The organism is Mesorhizobium sp. M0491, assembly GCF_040321265.1.
Taxonomy (GTDB): Bacteria; Pseudomonadota; Alphaproteobacteria; order Rhizobiales; family Rhizobiaceae; genus Mesorhizobium.
Genome location: NZ_JAMYRE010000002.1, coordinates 119,379 through 143,355 on the forward strand (window position 1 = coordinate 119,379; position 23,977 = coordinate 143,355).

The 23,977-nt window shown below is 62.5% G+C and carries 20 protein-coding genes; 8 read left to right on the top strand and 12 right to left on the bottom strand.

The genetic code is table 11. The annotated features are described in order from the left end of the window. The first annotated feature begins 66 nt into the window (after positions 1 to 66). The 5 genes from NKI69_RS02555 to NKI69_RS02575 are packed head-to-tail and all read left to right on the top strand — an operon-like array spanning position 67 to position 4,677. Entirely contained in the window at positions 67 to 1,158 is a 1,092-nt protein-coding gene (locus tag NKI69_RS02555; protein ID WP_352719952.1) for a polyamine ABC transporter substrate-binding protein, read from the top strand. 13 nt (positions 1,159 to 1,171) lie between these two features. Further along, positions 1,172 to 2,071, top strand: coding sequence for an ABC transporter permease (locus tag NKI69_RS02560; protein ID WP_352679420.1), 900 nt, complete (start codon positions 1,172 to 1,174; stop codon positions 2,069 to 2,071). A gap of 2 nt (positions 2,072 to 2,073) precedes the next feature. After that, positions 2,074 to 2,856 (top strand): ABC transporter permease, encoded by a 783-nt coding sequence (locus NKI69_RS02565; RefSeq protein WP_352679418.1) that lies wholly within the window; start codon positions 2,074 to 2,076, stop codon positions 2,854 to 2,856. Continuing rightward, positions 2,853 to 3,917, top strand: a complete 1,065-nt coding sequence (locus NKI69_RS02570; RefSeq protein ID WP_352679415.1) for an ABC transporter ATP-binding protein — start codon at positions 2,853 to 2,855, stop codon at positions 3,915 to 3,917. Before NKI69_RS02565 ends, NKI69_RS02570 begins: the two co-directional genes overlap by 4 nt. A 1-nt stretch (position 3,918) precedes the next feature. Next, entirely contained in the window at positions 3,919 to 4,677 is a 759-nt protein-coding gene (locus NKI69_RS02575; RefSeq protein ID WP_352719954.1) for an MBL fold metallo-hydrolase, read from the top strand. 5 nt (positions 4,678 to 4,682) lie between these two features. On the opposite strand, the gene NKI69_RS02580 is transcribed toward NKI69_RS02575, so the two are convergent. The 4 genes from NKI69_RS02580 to NKI69_RS02595 form a co-directional block, all read right to left on the bottom strand. Continuing rightward, the gene (locus NKI69_RS02580; protein ID WP_352719956.1) at positions 4,683 to 5,342 is read right to left on the bottom strand and encodes a TetR/AcrR family transcriptional regulator; all 660 of its coding nucleotides are present in this window, start codon (positions 5,340 to 5,342) and stop codon (positions 4,683 to 4,685) included. 182 nt (positions 5,343 to 5,524) lie between these two features. Further along, a complete protein-coding gene (locus tag NKI69_RS02585; RefSeq protein ID WP_352719958.1) occupies positions 5,525 to 6,952 on the bottom strand; it encodes an amidase in 1,428 nt (475 codons plus the stop codon). Between the two features lie 88 nt (positions 6,953 to 7,040). Continuing rightward, positions 7,041 to 8,075, bottom strand: a complete 1,035-nt coding sequence (locus NKI69_RS02590) for an extracellular solute-binding protein (protein WP_128305861.1) — start codon at positions 8,073 to 8,075, stop codon at positions 7,041 to 7,043. A gap of 510 nt (positions 8,076 to 8,585) precedes the next feature. After that, positions 8,586 to 8,750 carry a hypothetical protein gene (locus NKI69_RS02595; RefSeq protein WP_164748845.1) on the bottom strand — a complete coding sequence of 55 codons (165 nt, stop codon included), beginning with the start codon at positions 8,748 to 8,750 and terminating at the stop codon, positions 8,586 to 8,588. Positions 8,751 to 9,051: 301 nt separating this feature from the next. Between NKI69_RS02595 and NKI69_RS02600 the strand changes: the two genes are divergently transcribed. Both NKI69_RS02600 and NKI69_RS02605 read left to right on the top strand, forming a co-directional pair. Further along, the gene (locus tag NKI69_RS02600) at positions 9,052 to 9,825 is read left to right on the top strand and encodes an NAD kinase (RefSeq protein ID WP_023812117.1); all 774 of its coding nucleotides are present in this window, start codon (positions 9,052 to 9,054) and stop codon (positions 9,823 to 9,825) included. Positions 9,826 to 10,027: 202 nt separating this feature from the next. Continuing rightward, positions 10,028 to 11,617 (top strand): DEAD/DEAH box helicase, encoded by a 1,590-nt coding sequence (locus tag NKI69_RS02605; protein ID WP_352719960.1) that lies wholly within the window; start codon positions 10,028 to 10,030, stop codon positions 11,615 to 11,617. A gap of 73 nt (positions 11,618 to 11,690) precedes the next feature. On the opposite strand, the gene NKI69_RS02610 is transcribed toward NKI69_RS02605, so the two are convergent. From NKI69_RS02610 to NKI69_RS02645, 8 genes are all read right to left on the bottom strand, one after another. Further along, entirely contained in the window at positions 11,691 to 12,296 is a 606-nt protein-coding gene (locus tag NKI69_RS02610) for a hypothetical protein (RefSeq protein ID WP_352629451.1), read from the bottom strand. 227 nt (positions 12,297 to 12,523) lie between these two features. Then, entirely contained in the window at positions 12,524 to 13,174 is a 651-nt protein-coding gene (locus NKI69_RS02615) for a YiaD family glycine zipper/OmpA-like lipoprotein (protein WP_023812120.1), read from the bottom strand. 175 nt (positions 13,175 to 13,349) lie between these two features. Beyond that, positions 13,350 to 13,718, bottom strand: a complete 369-nt coding sequence (locus NKI69_RS02620) for a GFA family protein (RefSeq protein WP_352719963.1) — start codon at positions 13,716 to 13,718, stop codon at positions 13,350 to 13,352. 158 nt (positions 13,719 to 13,876) lie between these two features. Beyond that, on the bottom strand, positions 13,877 to 14,254 hold the full coding sequence (locus NKI69_RS02625; RefSeq protein ID WP_023812122.1) for a hypothetical protein: 378 nt from the start codon (positions 14,252 to 14,254) through the stop codon (positions 13,877 to 13,879). Positions 14,255 to 14,540: 286 nt separating this feature from the next. Then, a complete protein-coding gene (locus tag NKI69_RS02630) occupies positions 14,541 to 14,960 on the bottom strand; it encodes a GFA family protein (protein WP_127291381.1) in 420 nt (139 codons plus the stop codon). A gap of 78 nt (positions 14,961 to 15,038) precedes the next feature. Beyond that, a protein-coding gene (prfB, locus tag NKI69_RS02635; protein ID WP_127272597.1) for a peptide chain release factor 2 occupies positions 15,039 to 16,170 on the bottom strand; the annotation gives its coding sequence in 2 pieces (ribosomal slippage) (positions 15,039 to 16,103 and positions 16,105 to 16,170; 1,131 coding nt in all). Between the two features lie 118 nt (positions 16,171 to 16,288). Next, positions 16,289 to 18,745 carry a penicillin-binding protein 1A gene (locus NKI69_RS02640; protein ID WP_352609667.1) on the bottom strand — a complete coding sequence of 819 codons (2,457 nt, stop codon included), beginning with the start codon at positions 18,743 to 18,745 and terminating at the stop codon, positions 16,289 to 16,291. Positions 18,746 to 18,957: 212 nt separating this feature from the next. Beyond that, entirely contained in the window at positions 18,958 to 20,220 is a 1,263-nt protein-coding gene (locus NKI69_RS02645; protein WP_352719965.1) for an N-acetylmuramoyl-L-alanine amidase, read from the bottom strand. A 654-nt stretch (positions 20,221 to 20,874) separates the two neighbouring features. On the opposite strand from NKI69_RS02645, the gene NKI69_RS02650 reads away from it, so the two are divergent. Continuing rightward, a complete protein-coding gene (locus NKI69_RS02650) occupies positions 20,875 to 23,814 on the top strand; it encodes an Rne/Rng family ribonuclease (protein WP_352719967.1) in 2,940 nt (979 codons plus the stop codon). Positions 23,815 to 23,977: the final 163 nt, after the last annotated feature.

Here is a 23,977-nt window from a genome sequence, read left to right on the forward strand (position 1 = left end):
ATTGACTCAATTTTAGAATTGGTTCAATTTTTTGCAAGAAGCCACAAAGGCAAGGGAGAACACTCGATGTCCGCTAAACCTACATCCAGGAATCCGCTTTCCATCCTGAAGAGCCATCTGCATGCAGCGTGCGCCGCCACGACGCTGCTGCTCGGAGCCGGCAGCGCCGCCCGGGCCGCCGACCTCAACGCGCTGATCTGGTGCGATCATGCCGATCCGGCATTGCTGCAGCCGTTCGAGGAGGCCAATGGCGTCAAGGTCAACGTCAAGGAATTCGAGGGCACCGGCGCCGGGTTGGCCATCGTCGAACAGTCGCAGCCGGGCGACTGGGACGTGATGGTGATCGACAGCATCGACATACCGCGCGGCGTCGAAAAGGGCCTGTTCGAGCCGCTGCCGGAAGACAAGCTGCCACTGGCCGACCTGTTTGCGCAGGTGAAGATGGACGGCTCCACCGTCGTCGGCGGCAAGCGCTACGGCATCACCGAAAAGTTCGGCTACAACACGATCGGCTACAACAAGACCAAGGTTGACCCCGCCGACATGCAGTCGATGGCAGCACTCACCGGCGACAAGTACAAGGGCAAGGTCGCCATCTACGACTACTACCTGCCGGTCATCGGCATGGCCGCGCTGGCGATCGGCAAGAAGACGGCCGAGCTCACCGAAGCCGACCTGCCTGCCCTCAAGGAAGAGCTCTTGAAGATGAAGGCTAATGCCAAACTGGTCGGCGAAGTGACCGCCAGCCAGACGGCGCTGGCGACCGGCGAGGTCGACATACTGGTCGGCGGCGGCGAATGGGTGACGGCGGGCCTGGCCAAGGAAAACCCGGCGCTCGACTTCTCCATCCCCAAGGAGGGTGCGGTGCTGTGGTCGCAGTCGCTGGCCATGTTCAAGGATTCCAAGAACAAGGACATGGCGCTGAAGTTCATCCAGTACATTATGAGCCCGGAAGGCCAGGCGCGGCTTGCCACCTCGTCCTGCTACTGGGGCATGCCGGCGAACACCAAGGCAGCACTGACCGACGACCAGAAGAAGGTTTTGCGCTTCGACGAACAGCCAGGCTTCCTGGCGCGCGCCCAGGCCTATCCGGCGCCGAACGCCGATCTCGACAAGAAGATGCAGGACATGTGGACCGAAATGCTGCAGGCGAAATGAGCTGTAACCGCTCATGAGCACCTCGGCAAACAACCTCCCCAGGGCGGGCTCTGCTCTGCCCAGGGCGGGCCGTGCTCTGCCCCGGGCGAGTTCTACTCTGCCCTGGGCGCTGGTCACGCCGGCGCTCGGCTGGACGCTGCTGTTCTTCGTGCTGCCTTTCGTCGCCATGGGGCTTTCCAGCCTGACGGCGCATGAGGGCGGCGGCTTCACGCTGTCCAATTACAGCCAGTTCTTCACCAACCCCTCCTACTGGCAGGCAATGGTGAACTCGCTGCAGGTGACCGCCATCGTCACCGTGGTCTCGGTGCTGCTCGCCTATCCCTTTGCCTGGATCCTCGCCGAACAGGTGCCGGAGCGCTGGCAGCGGCTGGCGCTGATGCTGGCCGTGCTGCCGTTCTGGACATCCTATGTCGTGCGCTCCTACTCCTGGCTGCTGGTGCTGGCGCAGAACGGCGTCGTCAACCGGGCGCTGACCGGCTCTGGCCTGATCAGCGAGCCGCTGCAACTCGCGAACACGCGTTTCGCCACCGTCACCGGCTTCGTGCACTTCTTCGTCATGCTTTTGACGCTGACGATCTTTGCCAATCTCAAGCAGCTCAGCCCGAGCTACCGCAAGGCCGCCGCCGATCTCGGCGCCGGGCCTGTGCGCACCTTCCTGCATGTCGTCCTGCCGCTGACCTTGCCCGGCATCATGGTCGGCGCCTTCCTCACCTTCGTGCTGTGCATCGGCGACTACATCACGCCGCAGGTCCTGGGCGGCAACAACGAGCTTCTGATGCCGCAGTTGGTGATGATGCAGATCGGCCGGCGCGGCGACTTTCCGCTGGCCTCGGCGCTGTCGATCATCCTGATGGCGGTGGTCACCATCGCCTACCTCGCCTGCGCCCGCTGGCTGAAGATCGAGCGGGCCTGACCATGTCTCGGATTGTCCGCGTCATTTCCTGGCTCTACGCGATCGCCGTCTACGGCTTCATCTTCCTGCCGGTCGTCGTGCTGGTGCTATTTTCGCTGCAGGCGACGTCGTTTCCGATCCCGCCCTTCACCGGGCCATCGCTGCGCTGGTACGATGCGGTTCTTTCGGACACGCGGCTGACCTCGGCGCTGGTGAACTCGCTGCTGGTGGCGTCCATCTCCTCGCTCGCCGCCGTCACGCTCGGTTTCCTATCCGCCTGGGGCTTTGCCCGTTTCGTCCTGCCGGGCTCCGGCCTGCTGCGCGGGCTGATCACGCTGCCGCTGACGGTCAGCTATCTCATCATCGGCATGGGGCTGCTGGTGCTGTTCAACTGGGCCGGCGTGCCGAAATCGCTGCTTGCGGCAGGGATCGGCCATGTCGTGATCAACCTGCCGCTGTGCTTTGCCATCATCTACAGCCAGATGGGCGATCACCAGATCAACATCGAGCGCGCCGCGCGCGACCTCGGCGCGCCGGAATGGAGGGTGCTGCTGTTGATCACCGTGCCGGTCATGGCGCCGGCCATCTTCGCCGGCTTCTTCCTGTCGATGACCTTCTCCTGGGACGAGTTCGTGATCTCCTTCCTGCTCACCCGCTTCGACACCACGCTGCCGGTCGAAATCTGGAACCTGCTGCGTTCCGGCCTCAACCCGAAGACCAACGCCGTCGGCTCGCTGGTTTTCGCCGTTTCCATCGTGCTGGTCGTGCTGTTCGAATTGACATTGCTGCGCAGGAGAAAGGCATGACTGCGCCTTTGGTCGATATTCGCTCCGTCTCGCATCGCTTCGGCCAGCATACGGTGCTGAAGGACGTTTCGCTGCAGATCGAGCCCGGCAGCTACACGATCCTGCTCGGGCCCTCGGGCTCCGGCAAGACGACGCTGCTGTCCATTCTGGGCGGCTTCGTCACGCCCAGCGAAGGCAAGGTGTTCATCCGTGGCGAGGACTGCACGTCCGTGCCGCCGGCCAAGCGCCCGACGACGACGGTGTTCCAGGACTATGCGCTGTTCCCGCATATGAGCGTAGGCAGCAATGTCGGCTTCGGCCTGCGCATGCAGGGGGTCGATGGCGCGACGCGGGCGGCAAAGGCGCGCGCGGCGCTGGCCCTGGTTGGTCTCGCCGCTGCTTTCGACAAGAAACCGCACCAGCTTTCCGGCGGCCAGCGGCAGCGCGTGGCTCTGGCGCGGGCGCTGGTGATCGAGCCGGCGGTGCTTCTGCTCGACGAGCCGCTCGGCGCGCTCGATCTCAAATTACGCCGGCAGATGCAGGACGAGTTGAAAGCAATCCAGAAGCGCGTCGGCACCGCCTTCATCCACGTCACCCACGACCAGGAAGAAGCGATGGCGCTGGCCGACCATTGCGTGGTGATGAATGACGGGCGCATCGAGGACGAAGGCCCGCCCGAGCGCGTCTACGCACGGCCGGCGACACGCTTTTCGGCGACCTTCATGGGCGAAAGCACGATCCTTGCCGGCACGGTCACGGAGGCCGGGGACCGGACAGGCACTGTCGCGACGCCGGTCGGGCCGGTCTCGGTACCCGGCGCCTTGCCGGTGGGCTCTGGCGTTGTGCTGGCCATACGACCGGAGCATCTTGTGCTCGGCGCGGCTGCAGGCAGCGTCAAACTCGGTACTGCCAGAGTGAGCGACATCGTTTTCCAGGGCAGCTTCAAACGCGTGCTCGCCGTCTCCGTCGAAGACCCCTCGCTTCACTTCATCGCCAGGCTGCCCGCGATAGCTACCGTCCGGCCGGGCGACACGGTTGCCGTTTCGTGCGATACCGACCAGATCATTCTGCTGACGGATTGAAATGGGCACGCTCGCGGTCATCGAGGCACCAGACTGGTACGAGACCATCCGCATGAGCGATGGCGTGACCTTGATCCACGAGCCATGGATAAAACCGTTCTTCCGCTGCAACATGTGGCATGTGCGCGGCCGCGACCGCGATCTCCTCTTCGACACTGGGCTCGGCCATTTCAGCCTTCGGCGTCATGTGCCGCTGGTCAGCGAGCGCAAGCTGATTTGCGTCGCCAGCCATACGCATTTCGACCATATCGGCTGCCATCACGAATTTCCCGACCGCTGCGTACACGCCGCCGAGGCCGACATCCTCGCCGATCCGCGCAACGAATGGACGGCAGCCGGCACCTATGCGACCGACGAGATGTTCGATCGCATGCCGCAAGGCTGGGACACGGCGCGCTACGGCATTTTGCCCGCACCCGCCGGCCGTCTGCTCGACCATGGCGATATCGTCGATCTCGGCGACCGGGCCTTCGAGGTGATCCACACACCCGGCCACTCACCCGGCGGCATCGCGCTTTACGAAAACAGGACGGGCATCCTGTTATCCGGCGACATCATTTATGACGGCCCGCTGATCGACGACGTCTACCACTCGGTTGTCGATGACTATGTCGCCACGCTGCTGCGTATGCGCGATCTCGATGTCTCGGTCGTGCATGGCGGCCATTTTCCCAGCTTCGGCAAGGTGCGCTACCGCCAGCTCGTCGATGAATATCTGGAACAGAAGCGGCAGGCCGGCTGCCATCTGCGGCAGCCCTGAAGCAGTTAGCGCATCAGTTCGAAATGCCGCGGGAACGCCTGATGCAGCAGGAGCAGCATGGTCTTGCGCAGCACGTTGGTGTCACGGCTGGACGGATTGAGATGATCCCAATACCAGGCGCCATGAACCAGATAATTCAGGCTCTCCGACAAGGTGTCGATGTCGACGCCGGTATAACCGCCGCTGCGCGAAATCTCGATCAGCAGCTCGCGCGCCTCGGCGGTGTAGGCAAGGTCGCTCGGCAGGCCGATCTCGTTGTAGATCTGCATGCTCTTGCGGTCGCTGGAGAACACGACGAAGACCGAAACCCATTTGGGATGCTGTCGGGCGAAGTTTTGCGCGCAGTTGACCGCTCCGAGCAGGCGCTCGACCGGCGACAGGCCGGGCGCCCGCACCAGCGCAACCCACAGCTCATCATATCGATCGCTGAGATACTGCAGGACGGCGCGAAACAGGTTCTCCTTGCTGCGGAAATGGAAGACGACCAGGGCATTGGACGAGCCGACATGTCCGGCGATGCGCTGCATGGTGACGCTTGCCAGGCCCTCCTCCGCGATGAGCTCGATGGTGGCATCGATGATCCGCTGCACGCTGGCTTCGCCGCGTTCGCGCCGACGGTCCTTGGGCGGCGCGGCATCGTTTGCCGCACTTCCACTCTTCGCCATTGCGCCTTTGCGTTTTGCCGCCGCGGCCTTTTGTTGCACCATCTTCGTCCAGTTCCTTTCGGACCTTCTGGCGGCGATCGCCGGCGCCGCCACTGATCCGTTTATTCGAGATGTCCGGCGTCGGCTCACCACAACCGAGACCGCGGATCAAGCACCGGTGCGGCAAGGGCCGCAGCGCCCTGTTATAGCGACGGACGCGTTTCGGCGTTTGTGTACCACTGCCCCTTGGCCGTCTCATAGGCCATGGCCGCGCGGAAAACATCGGCATCGCAATAGGTGCGGCCGACGATCTGGATGCCTGTCGGCACGCCGCTTGCCGCCCGGCCCGAAGGGATGGACAGAACCGGACAACGGCTCATCATGTTGAACGGCGTCGTCATCACCCAGCCAAGCGACGGGTTCACCTGCTTGCCGTTGATCTCGACCGTGCCCGTGGTCTGATCGAACTCCGCCGGCACGGAGGGAAGCGCGTTGGTCGGGCAGATCAGCACATCATAGGTCTCCAGCAGCGGCCCCAGCGTCTGGTACATCCTGGCCGCCACATCGAGGGTTCCGACAAAGTCCGTCGCCCTCGACTTTTGCCCGTCCTCGGCGAACTGCCTGGCATAGCTCGTCATGTCCTTGCCGTGCTCCTTGAGCAGTTGCGACAGCGATGCGCCGAACAGATGCTCGAGATAGGCCATGCCCGCCCTGAGCACTTCGTCGCCCCAGCCCAGATCGACTTCCTCGACCGTGGCGCCAAGGGAGCGGAACACATCGCAGGCGGCAAGCGTGTTCTTGCGCACATCGGGATCCACTTCGAAAGAACCAAGGTCCATCGAGAAAGCAATCTTCCAGCCCTTGATCGGCTTGTAGTCGAGCGGCAGCCGCAGTTTCGGGCGCAGCGTAGCGATGTCAAGCGGGCTTGGTCCGGCCATCACATTCTGCAGCAGGATCGCATCTCCGACGTTTCGCGCCAGCGGTCCAGTGTGGCAATAAAAATCGAGGTTGAACGGCGGCTCGTCCGGATTGCGCCCGTAAGGCGGCTTGAAGCCGACGAGACCGCAGGCCGACGCGGGAATGCGGATCGACCCGGCAATGTCCGAACCGGTGGCGATCGACGACGTGCCGGACGCCAGCGTTGCCGCCGCACCGCCGGACGAACCGCCGGGCGTGAAATCCGGGTTCCACGGATTTCGCGTCACGCCCCAGCGTTTCGACCAGGTGTAGCCGGCGCAGCTGAATTCAGGCGTCGCCGTGCGGGCATGGACAATGCCTCCGGCCTTGATGATGCGCTCGTTCATCGTCGAGGTATGGCCGCCTATCGCATCCCCAGACAGCAGCGAGCCATGCGAGGTCGGCTTGCCCTTGATGTAGCTCTCGTCCTTGATGCCGATCGGCAACCCCTCGAGCGCCCCGGTCCGGGCGCCCCTGGCGTATTTCGCCTCGGCCTTCCCAGCCAGGTCCATCGCCTCGTCGAAATGCGTGAAGGTGAAGCAGTTGATCGTCGCCTTGGTTGCCTCTGCGCGGCGGATGGTGGCCTGCATCAGTTCGACAGGCGAAAGCTTCTTCGCCTTGAACAGCCGCAGCGCCTCGCCGGCCGGCATGTAGCAAAGGTCGAGATCGGTCATGGGAAGTCTCCTGCGATCTGCGCATCGCGTTTGGCATGGACGGGAGATGACCGCGCCGCGTGCAGCGGCGCGGAAAACGCGGGTCAGGTCATTTCTGCAGGTCGGTCCAGATCTTCGTGTAGAGCGCCTGCACATCCGGCGGGCAGGCCTGCATGAACTGGCCCTTGGTGGCGAACTCAGCGGGGATGTTCACTTCCGGCGCGGTCTTCATGTCGTCGGGCATGAAGGCTTCCGAGCCCTTGATGCCGTTCGAATAACGCGCAAAGGCTGAGATCAGCGCCGCATTCTGCGGATCCATGATGAAGTTCTGGAACAGCTTGGCGTTGTCGATATTCTTGGCGTCCTTGAGGACAGCGACATTGTCCATCCAGATCGGATAGCCTTCCTTGGGATAGCCATAGACGATCTTGTCGTTCTCAAGCCGCTCGCGCAGCGATATGCCGTTCCAGTTGACGCCCGCGGCGATGTCGCCCCTGCCCAGGCCATCGACGGCCGCATAATCGAGCGAAAGCCATTTCGCCTTCGCCTCCACCAGCTTGTCATGCACCTTCTTCAGCATCTGCATGTCGCTGCTGCAATATTTGCCACCCTCGTAGGCGATGGCGAGGAACATGATGTCACCCATTTCGGGTACGACATTGATCTTGCCGACGAGTTCGGGGGGTGGGTCGAGGAAGATCGCCGATGTGTTCGGGTCGCCGGCATAAACCGACTTGTTCACCGAAATGCCGGTCGTGCCCCACTGCCATGGAACGGTATATTTACGGCCTGGATCGAATGGAACATCGACCCATCTGGGATCGACGTTTTTGAAGTTTTCCATCTTGTTGGGATCGGTCTCCAAGAGCAGACCTTCGCTGATCCAGACCGGCACGACGCTCGCCGAGGGCACGACGATGTCATAGCCGGAGGCGCCCTGCCGGACCTTGGCCAAGGCGGTGTCGTTGGAATCATAGTCGGTGACGGTGACCTTGACCTTGTAGGTCTCTTCGAACTTCTTGATCAGGTCGGGGCTGGTGTAGTTGCCCCAATTGTAGATGTTGAGCTCGCCTTCGGCACGGGCCACGCCCGTGACAGTCAGCAACGACAGGCCGATGGCCGTCGCGGTCAGTTTCCAGTTCATGCTGCATGCTCCCATTGTTGGGACCGGCGGCACTACGGCCCCAAGTCCGTTTCCTGCTGACGAAAAGATGGCCGCGACAATGCCGATCGACGGCACGAGAAAGGCCGTCGACATCGCATTTGCGGCGCGCCGGCAACGGCAAGCCGCATATGGCAGTCAAGATATTCCCCCCTTTATTGTGGCCATTCACCGGCTGGAACCCGGCTGTCCAACTCAATTCTCGACCTCAGGAATAACTATGACTAAACATACAGTCAATATCTTATCGTGGATACGGCCATGGCTCGCCCATTGATGCGCCCGATGCGGTGGTGACTCAGTGAGCAGCCAGGAAAGAGGTTTAGCCGCGATGGCGGACGCGTCAGGCCGTTGAGGCCGAAATGCTCGCGGCCGCAATTCGCGGTGGCCGACCGGCCACTGCTTTTAAGGAGAGAAACTGCCGCGCGATGTCGCGCACCGAAGCGGCCGCCAATGCCGCCGGTCATCCGAAAGGATGATCAGGTTACAGCGCTACAGCGCCCTTTGCGGGCATGGCGCTCCGGCTGCATCGCCACAGCGCGACGCCGTGGGCTGCGGCCGGAAGCTCGTCTCTTCGGACTGGCGCACCAGTTCGGCAAAGAGCAGCGCGAAGCTTCCCAGCATCAGAAAGACGATGATCAGGCGTGTTACCGGCAATATGTCGGCCTCGACTGGCTAGCCCCCACGCCACCCATCCACTGCCGGCTAACATGACCGATCCGGCTTTACGAGACTTTAAGGCCGGTCTTAACCATCACATTCGCGTAGCCTTTGACATGATACGCGAACGGCGAGTCCGCATCCGCCGTCCCGCGGTCGCCTTGCCATCCAGATGGCGTTGCCATCCGGGATGTCGTTGCCATCCGGCATGGCGGCTCCCTTTGCAGACGTACCCCGCCCATGCTACCCCGACGCTGGCGCGGCCCTGCCGCTGCCAATTGGTCGTCATCGGGGAGCCATGAGCAAAGCCGCCAGCCGCATCGCCTTCGTCTCGTCCGACACCGCCGACGCCAAGACGGCGCTGGAAAGCCTGTCGGCGCGCTATGGCCAGTCTTCCGTCGAGGAGGCCGGGATCGTCGTCGCCCTTGGGGGTGACGGCTTCCTGCTGCAGACCCTGCGCGACACGATGGGGACGGGCAAGAAGGTCTACGGCATGAACCGTGGCACCATCGGCTTCCTGATGAACGAGTATCGTTCCGGTGGCCTGACGGAGCGTCTCGAAGCCGCCGTCGCCGAAACGATCCGCCCGCTGGAGATGCTGGCCGTGACCTCGGAAGGCGAAACGATTTCGGCACTGGCGATCAACGAAGTGGCGCTGTGGCGTCAATCGTACCAGACGGCCAAGATCCGCATCACCGTCGACGAACAGGTCCGGCTTGAGGAACTGAACTGCGACGGCGTCATGATCGCAACCCCGGCCGGGTCCACCGCCTACAATCTTTCGGCGCACGGACCGATCCTGCCGCTCGACGCGCCGCTGCTGGCGCTGACCCCAGTCAGCCCGTTTCGCCCGCGCCGATGGCGCGGCGCGCTGCTCTCCAACAAGGCCACCGTGCGCTTCGACATCCGCGAGCCGGAAAAGCGGCCAGTGAACGCCGCCGCTGACCATACCGAGGTCAAGGCCGTGACCTCGGTAACGGTGCGAGAATCACCCACGGCGACAGCAACGTTGCTGTTCGATCCCAATCATTCCTGGAACGAGCGTATTCTCGCCGAACAGTTCCGCTATTGAGCCGGCGCTGCGACCGACAGGTCGATTAAGCATCCCGATTAAGGTTACAACTTCACAATCGTGCCATTGCTGCCCGTTTCTGTTGACAAATCGAGGGCTTGCTCCTAATTGCAATACCAATCTTGCAGGCGCGTGGCGCTTGCCGCGACAGACGCCATTAGACGCCGTTGCGCTTCCCCGAACCAGCCAAAGACAACAACACTTGTCCTCAGACACCACGACCGCTCAAGAAGCGTTGACCTTCGCAGACCTCGGCCTGTCGCCGAAGGTCCTTTCCGCAGTCACCGACGCCGGCTATACCCAGCCGACGCCGATCCAGGCTGGTGCGATCCCACACGCCTTGCTCGGCAAGGATATTCTGGGCATCGCCCAGACCGGCACTGGCAAGACGGCTTCCTTCGTGCTGCCGATGCTGACCCGCCTCGAAAACGGCCGAGCCCGCGCCCGTATGCCGCGCACGCTGATCCTGGAGCCGACGCGCGAACTCGCCGCGCAGGTCGAAGAGAATTTCATCCGATACGGCAAGAACCACAAGCTCAACATCGCGCTCTTGATCGGCGGTGTCTCATTCAACGAACAGAACAAGAAGCTGGAGCGCGGCGTCGACGTGCTGATCGCGACGCCCGGCCGCCTGCTCGACCACCGCGAGCGCGGCAAGCTGTTGCTCAACGGTGTCGAGATCCTCGTCATCGACGAAGCAGACCGCATGCTCGACATGGGCTTCATCCCCGATATCGAGCGCATCTGCGAGATGATCCCGTTCACCAGGCAGACGCTGTTCTTCTCGGCGACGATGCCGCCGGAAATCACCAAGCTGACCGAGAAATTCCTGCACGCGCCGGTGCGCGTCGAGGTCTCGAAGGCAGCATCCGCGGCGACCAACATTATCCAGCGGCTGGTCAAATCAGGCTCCAAGCCATGGGACAAGCGCGAGACGCTGCGCAATCTGATCAAGGCCGAAGACGCGGAGCTGAAGAACGCCATCATCTTCTGCAACCGCAAGGTTGAAGTGGCGGAGCTGTTCCGCTCGCTGCTGAAATATGATTTCGACGCCGGTGCGCTGCATGGTGACATGGACCAGCGCGCGCGCATGCAGATGCTGGCCAATTTCCGCGACGGCAAGCTGCGCTACCTCGTCGCTTCCGACGTCGCCGCGCGCGGCTTGGACATCCCCGATGTCAGCCACGTCTTCAACTATGACGTGCCGATCCACGCCGAGGACTATGTCCACCGCATCGGCCGTACCGGCCGCGCCGGACGCTCCGGAAAATCCTTCACCATCGCGACCAAATCGGACACCAAATACATCGATGCCATCGAACGTCTGATCGGCAACAAGATCGAGTGGCATGACGGCGACTTGTCGACGGTTGTTGCCAGCGAAGGCGGCGAGGATGATGCTCCGCGCCGTGGCAAGGGCGCACCGCGCCGCGCCGGCCGCAAGGACGACGATCGCGGCAGGGAAAAGGGCGGCGAGCGCAAACCGCGCGAACGCCACGCCAAGCGCAGCGAAGACACGGCACCGGAAACAGTCCGCGAGGATCAGCCGGTGGCCGAGGCCGCAGCCGCCGACGTCGGCGAACGGCGCTCGCGCAAGGAAGCGATCCGTTCGGAAAACACCGAGCGCAAATCATCCGATCGCAATGAACAGCGCGCACCGGAACGCGGCGACACGAGGCCGCAGCGCGACAACAGCCGCCCTGCCCGCCAACGACACCAGGAAGACAACGATTCCACCGTCGGCTTCGGCGATGACATGCCGGCCTTCATGCGGATCGTCGCCAAGGTCTGATTCCCGACCGCTTCAAAGGCAAGCCAGCCATCCGGCTTGTCTTCTCGGCAAAGGTTCCTGCCTGACTCGCCCGTTACATCGGCCCAGGCATCATCTTGGTCGGTTTTTCCAGCATCGGAAACTCGGCCTTGTTGCATTTCACGTTCGGATTCGTCGGACTGAACATGCCGTTCGGATTGTCCCCGAGCCAGGCATGCAGGTCGTAGTGGACGAACTCCTTCGGGATGAGAGGGTAGTGCCCCTCCATAGGCCCCATGAAGGTCTGGCCAAACAGCTTCGGGGGTTCCTTGATGTCCGGCGTCAGAGGCACCAGCCATTCCACGCCCACCAGCCGCAAGCCCTTCTTGGTCGGTTCATAGATCAGCACATTGGGGTGCATCGGGTCGAGCTTCTGGCCGACACTCGGGACATTGACGAAGTGGATACCCATGGCGCCCTTCGGGTAGTCCATCGCACCCGCTATCTTTTCTCCGCTGTAGTAGACGCAGCCGACCGTCGACAGATAGAGGTCGCGGACGGCGACGGTGTAATCGTCATATTTGGCGAGCGATTTTTTCAAGGCTTCGATGTCGGCCTTGTTGGCGTCCTCGGCCCGAGCCGAAGCAACGTTCAGCCACGCGCCCACCAAACCTGTCAAAACGAGGACGCCGCAGCGCCCAAGGCTGGCTGTTCTTGTCATGCATTCCTCCCAGATTTCTGATCTGGCCGTGCAAGACCGAGGCGGAAAAATGCTGATTGCGCGGCCAGTGACACCGCCTCATCCCCTCAGGAACAGCGATGATGCTATTCCTTTCCATAGCTGCGGGAAAGCTATATTTTAGCAATAGCTAATCCAACAACGCCAGTATCCGTGCAAACAAAAACGGCCCCCCATGGGAGCCGTTTCGCATTGGTTTGCCGTGCAAATCAGGTGAGCGGCGACAGCTGGATCTCGACGCGGCGGTTCTGGGCGCGGCCTTCGGACGTGGCATTGGATGCGACCGGGCGCGTCTTGCCGAAGCCGGTGACTGCGAAGCGGCGCTGATCCACGCCCTGACCGGACAGATAGTTCGCGACCGCCAGAGCACGACGCTGCGACAGATCGAAATTGTGCTGGTCGCCACCGGTCGAATCGGTGTGGCCGAACACGTCGACCGTGGTCTGCTTGAACTTCTTCAGCACCAGCGCGACAGAGTTCAGGACCTGGTAGAAGCCGGGCTTCACCGCATCCTGATCCGAGTTGAAGGTGATGTCGGACGGCATGTTGAGAATGATCTGGTCGCCGCTGCGGGTGACGCTGACACCGGTGCCCTCGAGCTGCCGGCGCAGTTCGGCCTCGTTCTGGTCCATGGTGGCGCCGATGGCGCCGCCAGCCAGCGCGCCGATGCCGGCGCCGATCAGTGCGTTGCGGCGGTCATTGCCGCCGGCAAGCAGGCCAAGGCTGGCGCCCGCTAGGGCGCCAAGGCCGGCGCCGGCCGCCGTGTTGGAAATCTTCTGGTCGCCCGTATACGGATCGGTGGTGGTGCAGGCGCTCACGAGCACAGCCGTCGCCACGACGACGAGCACAGTCTTTTTCATAGGATGGTCCCTCTCCAAGTCACGCCTTGCGGTGGCGCCAAATCAGCCCTTCCCGCGACTTGTACCACGAATTGCGGCGAAAAGCGGAATGGCGAAAGCGCCGCTCACGGCTTTTCCCGAGAGATAATACCCGGCGGTGGCGCCGCATCGCCGTGCCGGAATGGTCTGGATCAGGCTACCAGAGGTTCTTGCCGTCTATGACAACCACTTCGACCTGGTCGAGATCGAAATCATCGAACAGCCGCGCATTGACGCTGATCTTGGGATTGTCAAAATCCGGCTCGCCGGTCGACCAGTCCGGCGTTTCGGTAAAGGTGCCGCAGCCGCAGGTGGCGCAAAAACCGTGCTTTACGGTTTTCGATCCCCAGCGGTAGAAAGAGACGTTCTCCATCGGGCTGGTGAGCTTGAATTGCGAAGGCACGTAGTAGGCCCAGAGCGAGCCGCGCTTCGAGCAGAAAGAACAAGTGCATTGCGTCACCGTCTGCGGTGCCTGCGAAACCTCGAATGTCGTCGCCTTGCAATGACAGCTTGCCTTGATGGTCATCAACGAACTCCTCCTGTCGCCCGCCACCCTATGCGACAAAGGCACCATAAAGAGGTGCTCCTGACAACTGTCTGTCAGCAGGCATCACCCGAACCGCGCAAACCCGGCCTGCGGCCCCGGTCACACGCGACCGCGGACGTCCGACCGCCGTCCTGTCGTCAATAAGAACGCGGCGGCACGAACAGGCAGATTGTCTTGCCGGCGTCGAGGCCCGCTTGGTGCGCGCACCAATGGAACTCGCCGTCCGGGCTGTCCTTGACACGCTTGTCGGTCATTGGAACGATCTCACCCGTGCCGGCGATGACATAGCCCTCGGGTTTCTCCAGCACTTCGCCTGTATGGGTCGTGCGACAATCATAGTTGGCGCAGCATGCGAACGGATAACTCCAGCCCTGTGGCTTTGCCGCCGTGGGCGTGGCGTCATGCGCGAAGGCAGGTGCCGTCAGCATTGCCATCGCGCCGATCGCGAACAGGGAAAACAAAAGTCGGCCAGCCGGTTGAACGGCATTGGCCGATCTGAGTGTGGCAGCAGACATGACGCGTTCCTTTCAAACGAGCTCAAGCGTTTCGCTTGCCCGTTCCCGGAACGTATCTTCCCAGTGGCCGGATCGTCGGGTCGCAGATATGCCGCGTCCGGCCATAAATGCTTTTTCTCTCCCAGCCCTTGGATGCTGGGCTGATTCCTTGGTCGGCGCAAGACGATGCATTCCCGACATCGTTCTATGGACGTCAGGTATCCGCTACCGCCGACGAGATGAGGCCAAGGTCAATTCCCGGCAAACGGGCGTCGGATAAACGGAATAGGCCCGCTGTGGTTCCAGCCTACTGCTGGTCAGAGCCGGCAATCACGTGCTCTTGATACTGCGGCAGGTCATCGGTGATGGTGAACCAGCCCGCCTTCGAACCGACGAAGATGTGCGCGGTCGGGCGGATGGATGGGTCGTCGACGAGGGTTCCCATGGCGACATGGACATAGGCCCCGTCGCGCACGAGCGAATAAAGCAAGGAGCCGCACCGGCCACAATGCGCGTTATGGCCGCTTTCGTCGCCGAAGATCAGGAGCTTGTCCTCGCCTTCGGTGAGGACAAGCTTTTCACGCTCGATACCGGCGAAAGGCTTGAAGGCCGAACCGGTGGTGCGCCGGCAGTCCGAACAATGGCAATTCGCGGCATAGATGAATTCGTCAGTGACCTCGTAGTGAACCGCACCGCAGAAGCACTTTCCGGTGAGCTTGCTCGGCAACACACTCCTCCGTCGCTGTGGTGCGCAGGGGTATGTTCAGATTGAGGTCAGCTAAACTCACCTGAACATGGACATATCCTAATCCAGGTCTGCTACGGCTTCGCCCGCGCCGCCCTCGATGCGCTGCGACAACGAGGCTTCCATGAAATCGTCGAGGTCGCCATCGAGCACGCTCGACGGGCTGGTGCTCTCGACGCCGGTGCGGAGATCCTTCACCAACTGGTAGGGCTGCAGCACATAGGAGCGGATCTGGTGACCCCAGCCTATATCGCTTTTCGACGCTTCGGTGGCGTTTGCAACCGCCTCGCGCTTTTTCAGCTCTTCCTCGTAAAGGCGCGAGCGCAGCATCTCCCAGGCCTTGGCCTTGTTCTTGTGCTGCGAACGTTCAGCCTGGCATGCGACCGCGATGCCGGTGGCCAGATGCGTGATGCGCACCGCCGAATCGGTGGTGTTGACGTGCTGGCCGCCCGAGCCTGACGAGCGATAAGTGTCGATGCGGACATCGGATTCGGAGACGTCGATCTCGATCGTGTCGTCGATGACTGGATAGACCCAGACGCTGGCGAAGGACGTATGCCGGCGCGCATTGCTGTCATAGGGCGAGATACGCACCAGGCGATGAACGCCCGATTCCGTCTTCATCCAGCCATAGGCATTGTGGCCTTTGATCATCAACGTTGCGGACTTGATGCCGGCCTCTTCGCCGTCATGCATTTCCAGCACTTCGACCTTGAAGCGACGGCGCTCGGCCCAGCGCGTGTACATGCGCAGCAGCATCGAGGCCCAGTCCTGGCTTTCGGTACCGCCGGCGCCGGCATGGATTTCGAGATAGGTGTCGTTGGAGTCTGCTTCACCCGACAGCAGCGTCTCGACCTGGCGGGCCTTCGCTTCGCCCTGCATCGAGCGGATCGCGGCTTCCGCCTCTGCGATCACCCCCTCGTCGCGCTCTTCCTCACCGAGCTCGATCAGTCCGATATTGTCTTCCAGCGCCTGCGTCAGGCCTTTCACCGAGGCGATGCCCTCTTCAAGGCCCTGGCGCTCGCGCATCAGCTTCTGCGCTTCCAGCGGCTCGTTCCAGAGGCTGGCGTCCTCGGCGCGCACATTGAGGTATTCAAGCCGCTTTATGGCCTGATCCCAGTCAAAGATGCCTCCTCAGCAGGGTTATCGCCTGCCTGATCTCGTCGACAATATTCTGCGTTTCCGCGCGCATGGCTGGCTGTTCTGTCCTGTTTGCTGAAGTCGGTTGGCGCGATACATAGGCAGGCCGCCGCCGGCTGTAAAGCAAAATGGGCTGGCGCCAAGGCCAGCCCATCCGCTCCTGAAAATTGTCAGTAGAGGCCGCCGCCGCCGGACTGGATGGCTTGATTGGCCTGCGGCGACAGCGCGCCACCGGTGGCATTGGAGCCGTCGGCGCCCATGCCGATCACCCAATAGCTGTCGGCGGGACCGGTGCCCGGCTTGAAGGCTTCGATGATGGTTCCGGGATCGCCCGATGCGGCACGCATGCCGGTCTTGCGGTTGATGGCAACCAGGTTCATGCCTTCGGGCACCTTGAAGTCGACATTGGGCGTGCCATCCAGCGCCACCCGCATGAAGTCCTTGAAGATTGGTGCTGCGAGACCACCGCCGGTGGCGCCATGGCCGAGGCCGCGCGGCGTGTCGTAGCCCATGTAGAGGCCGACGACGAGGTTGGGCGTGTAGCCGATGAACCAGGCGTCCTTTTCGTCGTTGGTCGTTCCGGTTTTGCCGGCGATGTGGCGGCCGAGTTCATTGATGGTGGCGCCGGTGCCGCGCTGCACGACGCCTTCCATCATCGAGGTGATCTGGTAGGCGGTCATCGGATCGAGCACCTGCTCGGAATTGTCGACCAGTTCCGGCTCCGGCTGGTTTTGCCATTCAGGCGCATTGCAGCCCTGGCAGCCACGTTCGTCCTGCTTGAACACCGTCTTGCCGTAGCGGTCCTGGATGCGGTCGATGAGCGATGGTTTGATCGATTTTCCGCCGTTGGCCATGATCGAATAGGCCGACACCATGCGCATCACGGTGGTTTCGCCGGACCCCAGCGCCATCGGCAGGTAGGGCGCCAGATGGTCGTAGACACCAAAGCGCTCGGCATATTCGACGACCAGCTTCATGCCCATGTCATTGGCAAGCCGCACCGTCATCAGGTTGCGCGACTTCTCGATGCCGGAGCGTAGGGTCGCCGGACCGGCGACGGTGCCGTCATAGTTCTTCGGCGTCCAGCTCGTGTTGCCGCTCTGGATCGTGATCGGCCCGTCCATGATCACCGAGGCCGGCGTATAGCCATTGTCGAGGGCGGCCGAATAGACGATCGGCTTGAACGAGGAGCCCGGCTGGCGCATGGCTTGCGTGGCGCGGTTGAATTCGGACTGCGCGTAGGAGAAGCCGCCGACCATGGCCAGCACGCGGCCGGTGTGCGGGTCCATGGCGATCAGGCCGCCTTCCACTTCGGGCACCTGGCGCAGGCTGTAGGCGCCATCGGCACCATCGTTTTTCTGCACGAAGATGACGTCGCCCGGCTTCAGCACCTCCGCCGGCGACTTGGCCTTGACGGTCTTGCCGGCAACCACATGGCGCATGGCAAAACCCATGTCCTCCTTGCTGATGGTGCCTTCGACGCGCTCCTTGACGATCTCGCCCGACGCCTGCCGTGCCGGCTGCAGGCCGATCGACAGCCCGGTCGCCGAACTGTCGAGCACGACGGCGAGCGACCATTCGGGGACATCCTCCAGCCCCTTGACGGCGCCAAGCGGCACGCCCCAGTCGCCCGACACGTCGATCGATGTCACCGGCCCGCGATAGCCGCGCAGCGTGTCGTATTTCATCAACCCGTTCTGCATCGATTTGCGGGCAATGAGCTGGATCTTCGGATCGAGCGTGGTGCGGACGGAGAGACCGCCTTCGTAAAGCGCGTTCTCGCCGTAGCGGGCGATGATCTGGCGGCGCACCTCTTCGGTGAAGTACTCGCCGGCGAACAGATAGGTGCCGCTGCGCCGCGGCGTCACGCCCAGCGGCTCGGCCTTGGCCTTGTTGCCCTCCTCACGCGTGACGTAGCCGTTCTCGACCATCTGGTCGATGACCCAGTTGCGGCGCTCGATCGCGCGATCGGCATGCTTGAAAGGGTGGTAGTTGTTCGGCCCCTTGGGCAGCGAGGCCAGGTAGGCGGCCTCGGCCACGGACAGTTCGTTGACCGACTTGTCGAAATAGGTCAGGGCCGCGCCGGCGACGCCATAGGCGCCGAAGCCGAAGAAGATTTCGTTGAGGTAGAGCTCGAGGATGCGATCCTTGGGATAGGCCTGCTCGATGCGGAAGGCGAGGATCATCTCCTTGATCTTGCGCTCGTAGGTCTGGTCCGAGGACAACAGGAAGTTCTTCGCCACCTGCTGGGTGATCGTCGAGGCACCGACCTGACGCCGGCCCGAGCCGAAATTCTGCAGGTTGACGATGATGGCGCGGCCGAGGCCGGTCACATCGATGCCCGGGTGGTTGTAGAAATTCTTGTCTTCGGCCGACAGGAAGGCCGCCTTGACGCGGTCCGGTATGGCCTGGATCGGCAAATACAGGCGCCGTTCGCGCGCATATTCGGCCATCAGCGCGCCGTCCGACGCATGGATGCGGGTGGTCACCGGCGGTTCGTATTTGGCCAGCACCTCGTAATCGGGCAGATCCTTCGACAAATGGCCGATATAGATGGCAACGCCCGCCGCGACCAGAAGGGCCAGCGTCGTGCCGATGCCGAAAAAATAGCCAATGAGACGAATCATACCCGCTCCAGTCCTTGGTTCGGGAATTTCCTAAACGAAGCCGCCTTTCGCGCAAGCTTTCGAGCCGGTCCCAATCCGTAATCGAAACCCTTGTCGCCGCCATGTGGACAAAATACGGCAATGCCTGATTTCGCGGTCGCGAGCCGGAAATAAAAGCACTGGGTGTTGTCGTCGCGCAACGCCGCCTCTGGTTGCAGGCGCCGCCGGTCATGTCAACCTCCGGTTCCCGGTCCGGCCTTGGCCGACGCGAACAGCGCGACGGCGTTGGTTATGCTCTGGGCCGCCTTGCCGCGCCAGTCGGCGTTGAGCAACTGCGCCTCGTCCTTGGCGTTCGAGAGATAACCGAGTTCGACCAGCACTGACGGCACGTCGGGTGCCTTGAGCACCTTGAAGCCCGCAGAACGCTGCGGATTGTTGATCAGGCCGACGCTGGTCGACAACTGGCCGACCAGCGTGTGGGCGAAACTCATCGAGAAATTGTGCGTTTCGCGGCGGATCAGGTCGATCAAGATGTCGGTGACTTCCTTGTTGTCGTTCTTGATTTCCATGCCGGCGAACTGGTCGGAGAGGTTTTCTCGGTCGGCAAGCGCCTGCGCCTCGGGATCCGAAGCCTTGTCGGAGACGGTGTAGACGGTGGCACCGCGAATGCCTTTGACGCTGATCGTGTCGGCATGGATCGAAATAAGCAGGTCGGCCTCATGCTGACGGGCAATGCGCACGCGATCGTCCAGACGCAGGAATTCGTCTGTGTCGCGCGTCATGAACACATCATAATTGCCGACGGCTGCGAGTTTGTCGCGCAGCTCCGTGGCGAAGGCCAGCGTGACGTTCTTTTCGATGGTGCCGTTCAGGCCCTCGGCACCGCCGTCGATGCCGCCATGGCCGGGATCGATGACGACGGTGAACCGATGGCCTGGATTGGAGACCGGCCCGGTGCCGACCCGCCCTCCCTTGTCGGTCGAAACGGTCGATCCGGTGGTCAACGCCTGATTGGCCAGCGCCACATCGAACTCGCGCTCGGATGCCGCCGACATGTCGATGGCAATGCGGTAGCCGGGTCCGTCCTCGTTCTTGAGCAGGTCGAGCTTGTCGACCGCAAAGGGACCCTTGCCGGTGAGGACCAGCCGCGAAACGCCCTCGCCGAGCGCGCCCAGGCGCACGCTCTTGACCAGGCCCCGCGCCTTCAAATCCTTGGCATCAACGGCGAATCTCGTATTCGCGAGATCGATGACAAGACGGTTGGGGCCGCGCAGCAGGAACCATTTGATACCGGGTTCGCGATCGAAGTCCATGACGATGCGCATCTTGGTGGCATCGCCCGCCATCTTGTAACCTTTTGCCACGAACGGAGCGTCGGCGGCATTGGCATTTGAGGACAGGGCAGATGAGACCGCCAGCAGCAGCAAGAGGGCGAAAGCGGCCAGGATCCGGCCGCCGACACGACATCCCTTGTCTGTGAAGTCCGCCAATCCCATCTCTCTTCCAGTCGCTCCCGGTTTGGCGCCCGGCGCCCGGTCATTTCGTCCATATGCCAGTTAGGCCGCGAACTCGATTAACGATTGGTATCCAGAGAAGGTTAACCAAGCCTTTTCATGCAAGGGCGGCAAGCCTAGCTTACGCTACGGAACGGCTTTTTGCCGGCATCGGAAATCGGGGTTGCCTTCCATCCCGCCAAATCATAAAAGCGATGGTGGATCACTGCAATCCTGGAACCGCCCTCCTCCGCAGCTTCTTGCTACAGGGTCAGATGTAAAGGCGGCTCCTTTCGCTTCAGGCGAAAAGGGTTCAGGTGATCGCGACGAATTTCGCAGGCGTGCTCCCGTGGCGGGGGAATCGCCTGCGTGAGGAAAACGGCCGGGTTTGTTCCCGCGCCGGCTCTGTATGAGCAAACAAGCTGGTCCGGTTCATCCGGGCTTTGGTTCAAAAGGTTCTGTTGGTGACGATGGCTTCAAGCGCAATCATGGAAAGGTCCGCATCAAACCGCGCCATTATGGCTGCGGGCGGCACCGCCATGGCGCTCAAGCGGCGGCCGGCGGACGTTCAAATATCCGGCACCCACATTCCAGACACGCAGCAGCAGGCTTTGCCTCGCAAGCTGCGGCTGACGGCTGCCGGGGGGAAACGAAATAATGCCCAACAAAATGCTGATAGACGCCTCCCACCCGGAGGAAACACGCGTTGTCGTCGTACGCGGTAACCGTATTGAAGAATTCGACTTTGAATCCCAGGACAAGAAGCAGCTCAAAGGAAACATATACCTAGCCCGCGTAACGCGCGTAGAGCCCTCCCTTCAGGCAGCCTTTGTCGAATATGGCGGCAACCGCCACGGTTTTCTCGCCTTCAGTGAAATTCACCCCGATTACTACCAGATTCCGGTCGCCGATCGTCAGGCACTGCTACGCGCGGAAGCGCAGGAGGCCGAGGACGAGGAGAACGAGGACGGCGACGGCGATGACCGTCAGAGCCGCGATCGCGGACGGCGCGGCCGCCGGCGCGGCGGAAAGCCCCGTGACCGGGGTGAGCACAAGCGCGATGCAGCCGATTCCGGCGAGGCAAACGACGCTGCCGACGAGGCAGAAGAAGGGGCCGACGCTGGTTTCGAAGAGATCTCGCACACGTCCGAGATCATCGAACATGCGGCCGATACGTCCGAACATGCCGATGCGTCCGAACATGGCGAGGATTCCGCCGAGCAGGACGAAGGCGAAACCCGCGAAGGCGGCCCGACGTCGATCGCCGCCTCGGTCGAGGCCGATGTGGTTTCCGAAGCCGTTCCGCAGGCCGAACAAGGCAGCGAAGCGACCTCCGGCGACAATGATCGCGGCATGCTGGAAGAAGTGCAGTCCTCGCATCCGGACGATCACGAGGTCGAATCGGTCGGCGCCGAGGACGCGCTGGAGGAAGTGCGCAACCGCCGCAAGCCGGTGCGCCGCCAGTACAAGATCCAGGAAGTGATCAAGCGCCGGCAGATCCTCTTGGTGCAGGTCGTCAAGGAAGAGCGCGGCAACAAGGGTGCGGCACTGACCACCTACCTGTCGCTTGCCGGCCGCTATTCGGTGCTGATGCCGAACACGGCGCGTGGCGGCGGCATTTCGCGCAAGATCACCAGCGCGGTCGACCGCAAGCGCCTGAAGGAGGTCGTTGCCGATCTCGAAGTGCCGCAGGGCATGGGCGTGATCCTGCGCACCGCCGGCGAGAGCCGCACCAAGGCCGAGATCAAGCGCGATTACGAATATCTGATGCGGCTTTGGGAAAATGTCCGCAATCTCACCTTGCAGTCCACGGCCCCTGCCCTGGTCTACGAGGAAGGCAGCCTGATCAAGCGCTCGGTGCGCGACCTCTACAACAAGGATATCGACGAGATTCTTGTCTCCGGCGAGGAAGGCTACCGCGAGGCCAAGGACTTCATGCGCATGCTGATGCCGAGCCACGCCAAGGTGGTTCAGCCGTTCCGCGACACGACGCCGATCTTTGTGCGCAACGGCATCGAGGCACAGCTAGACCGCATGCTGCAGCCGCAGGTGACGCTGAAGAGCGGCGGCTACATCATCATCAACCAGACCGAGGCGCTGGTTGCCATCGATGTCAATTCGGGCCGCTCCACCAAGGAGCACTCGATCGAGGACACCGCGCTCCACACCAATCTGGAAGCGGCCGAGGAAGTCGCGCGTCAACTCAGGCTGCGCGATCTCGCCGGCCTAATCGTCATCGACTTCATCGACATGGAGGAGAACCGCAACAACCGCTCCGTCGAGAAGCGGTTGAAGGATCACCTCAAGAACGATCGTGCGCGCATCCAGGTCGGCCGCATCTCGCATTTCGGCCTGATGGAGATGTCCCGCCAGCGCATCCGCGCCAGCGTGCTGGAATCGACCATGAAGCCTTGCCCGCATTGCGGCGGCACCGGCCATGTGCGCTCCGATTCGTCGGTCGCGCTGATGGTGGTGCGGGCGATCGAGGAATTCCTGCTCAAGGATTCGCGCAGCCACATCACGGTACGGACGCCGGCGGCGACCGCACTCTACGTGCTCAACCATAAGCGCGGCACGCTGGTCGAACTCGAAAGCCGCTTCGGGCTGACGATCACCGTCGAGGCCGACGATTCGGCCGGTTCGCAGCACTATGCGATCTTCCGCGGCGCGCTGGCTGAAAAGCCGGAAGGCTTTGTCGAGGCGCGCAGCTTCCCGGCCTATGTCGAGCCGGAAGAGCCCGAGGACGAGATTGTCGTCGCCGAGGAGGAGGATGACGAGGCGCCGGTCCAGGCCGAACAGCCACGCCAGCAGCCGCAGCAACAACCCCGACCTGCTGCCGCCGGTGGCGAGGAAGGCGAAGGCCGCGACCGCAAGCGCCGCAAGCGCCGGCGTCGGCGCGGCGGCAAGGATCGCGATCGCGAACATGGCGCCCCGGCGGACGGTGCTTCCGTCTCGGCTCCGGCCGGCGAGTTTTCGGACCCAGACTCGGCCGCCAGCGACGGCGACACGGAAACGGACGACAACGCCCCTGTTGGTGTTGCCGAAACGTCCGAGACAGTTGAGGCTTCGGACGAAGGCCAAGGCAAAAAGCGCCGGCGCGGCAAGCGCGGCGGCAAGCGCAACCGCCGCGAAGACGGTGAAGGCGAGGCCGAGGCAAGTGCTGGCGAAGCAGCCGACGCGTCCAAAGGCGAAGTCTCGGCAACCGAGGTGATCGCCAGCGAGCCGGTCGTTGCTGCACCAGCCGAAGAGCCGGTGGCGCTTGCTCCGGCCAATGACGACGCGCCGAGCACGGAGAAGCCGAAGAAGCCACGTCGTGCCGCCAAGCCGAAGAAGGCCGCGGCCGAAATCGTCGCCGAAGAGCCGGCTGCCGAGGCGGAAGCACCGGTCGAGACGCCGGCCACGGCGTCCGACGAAGCAGCGGCTGTGGAGAAGGCACCGAAGGCCCGCCCGTCGCGGCGCAAGCCGGCGGCGGTGAATGCGCCGGTCGAGCCCGTGGTGTCTTCGACCGTAGCGGAAGAACCCGCGGCCAAGGCTGAGGACAAGACCGAGGACAAGCCGAAACGCGGCGGATGGTGGCAGCGGAAGGGCTTTTTCTAAGCCTTTCAATCGCATGAGCTAGTTCTTTGACAAAAAAATCCCGCGCCGTCTCGAAGACGGTGCGGGATTTTCTTATCTGGCGTTATGCTGGATCGCGAAAGGCTAAAACGCTTCTTTGATTCCAAGCATGTCGTTGTCCCAAAACCGCTGCGCACTTTTGGGC

Excerpts from the sequence above, each read along its gene's own strand:
- NKI69_RS02620 (WP_352719963.1), bottom strand. The coding sequence starts at position 13,718 with ATGACCATCAAGGCAAGCTGTCATTGCAAGGCGACGACATTCGAGGTT.
- NKI69_RS02575 (WP_352719954.1), top strand. The coding sequence starts at position 3,919 with ATGGGCACGCTCGCGGTCATCGAGGCACCAGACTGGTACGAGACCATC.
- NKI69_RS02625 (WP_023812122.1), bottom strand. The coding sequence starts at position 14,254 with ATGTCTGCTGCCACACTCAGATCGGCCAATGCCGTTCAACCGGCTGGC.
- NKI69_RS02585 (WP_352719958.1), bottom strand. The coding sequence starts at position 6,952 with ATGACCGATCTCGACCTTTGCTACATGCCGGCCGGCGAGGCGCTGCGG.
- NKI69_RS02565 (WP_352679418.1), top strand. The coding sequence starts at position 2,074 with ATGTCTCGGATTGTCCGCGTCATTTCCTGGCTCTACGCGATCGCCGTC.
- NKI69_RS02570 (WP_352679415.1), top strand. The coding sequence starts at position 2,853 with ATGACTGCGCCTTTGGTCGATATTCGCTCCGTCTCGCATCGCTTCGGC.
- NKI69_RS02560 (WP_352679420.1), top strand. The coding sequence starts at position 1,172 with ATGAGCACCTCGGCAAACAACCTCCCCAGGGCGGGCTCTGCTCTGCCC.
- NKI69_RS02650 (WP_352719967.1), top strand. The coding sequence starts at position 20,875 with ATGCCCAACAAAATGCTGATAGACGCCTCCCACCCGGAGGAAACACGC.
- NKI69_RS02580 (WP_352719956.1), bottom strand. The coding sequence starts at position 5,342 with ATGGCGAAGAGTGGAAGTGCGGCAAACGATGCCGCGCCGCCCAAGGAC.
- NKI69_RS02640 (WP_352609667.1), bottom strand. The coding sequence starts at position 18,745 with ATGATTCGTCTCATTGGCTATTTTTTCGGCATCGGCACGACGCTGGCC.
- NKI69_RS02590 (WP_128305861.1), bottom strand. The coding sequence starts at position 8,075 with ATGAACTGGAAACTGACCGCGACGGCCATCGGCCTGTCGTTGCTGACT.
- NKI69_RS02615 (WP_023812120.1), bottom strand. The coding sequence starts at position 13,174 with ATGAAAAAGACTGTGCTCGTCGTCGTGGCGACGGCTGTGCTCGTGAGC.
- NKI69_RS02645 (WP_352719965.1), bottom strand. The coding sequence starts at position 20,220 with ATGGGATTGGCGGACTTCACAGACAAGGGATGTCGTGTCGGCGGCCGG.
- NKI69_RS02555 (WP_352719952.1), top strand. The coding sequence starts at position 67 with ATGTCCGCTAAACCTACATCCAGGAATCCGCTTTCCATCCTGAAGAGC.
- NKI69_RS02600 (WP_023812117.1), top strand. The coding sequence starts at position 9,052 with ATGAGCAAAGCCGCCAGCCGCATCGCCTTCGTCTCGTCCGACACCGCC.
- NKI69_RS02610 (WP_352629451.1), bottom strand. The coding sequence starts at position 12,296 with ATGACAAGAACAGCCAGCCTTGGGCGCTGCGGCGTCCTCGTTTTGACA.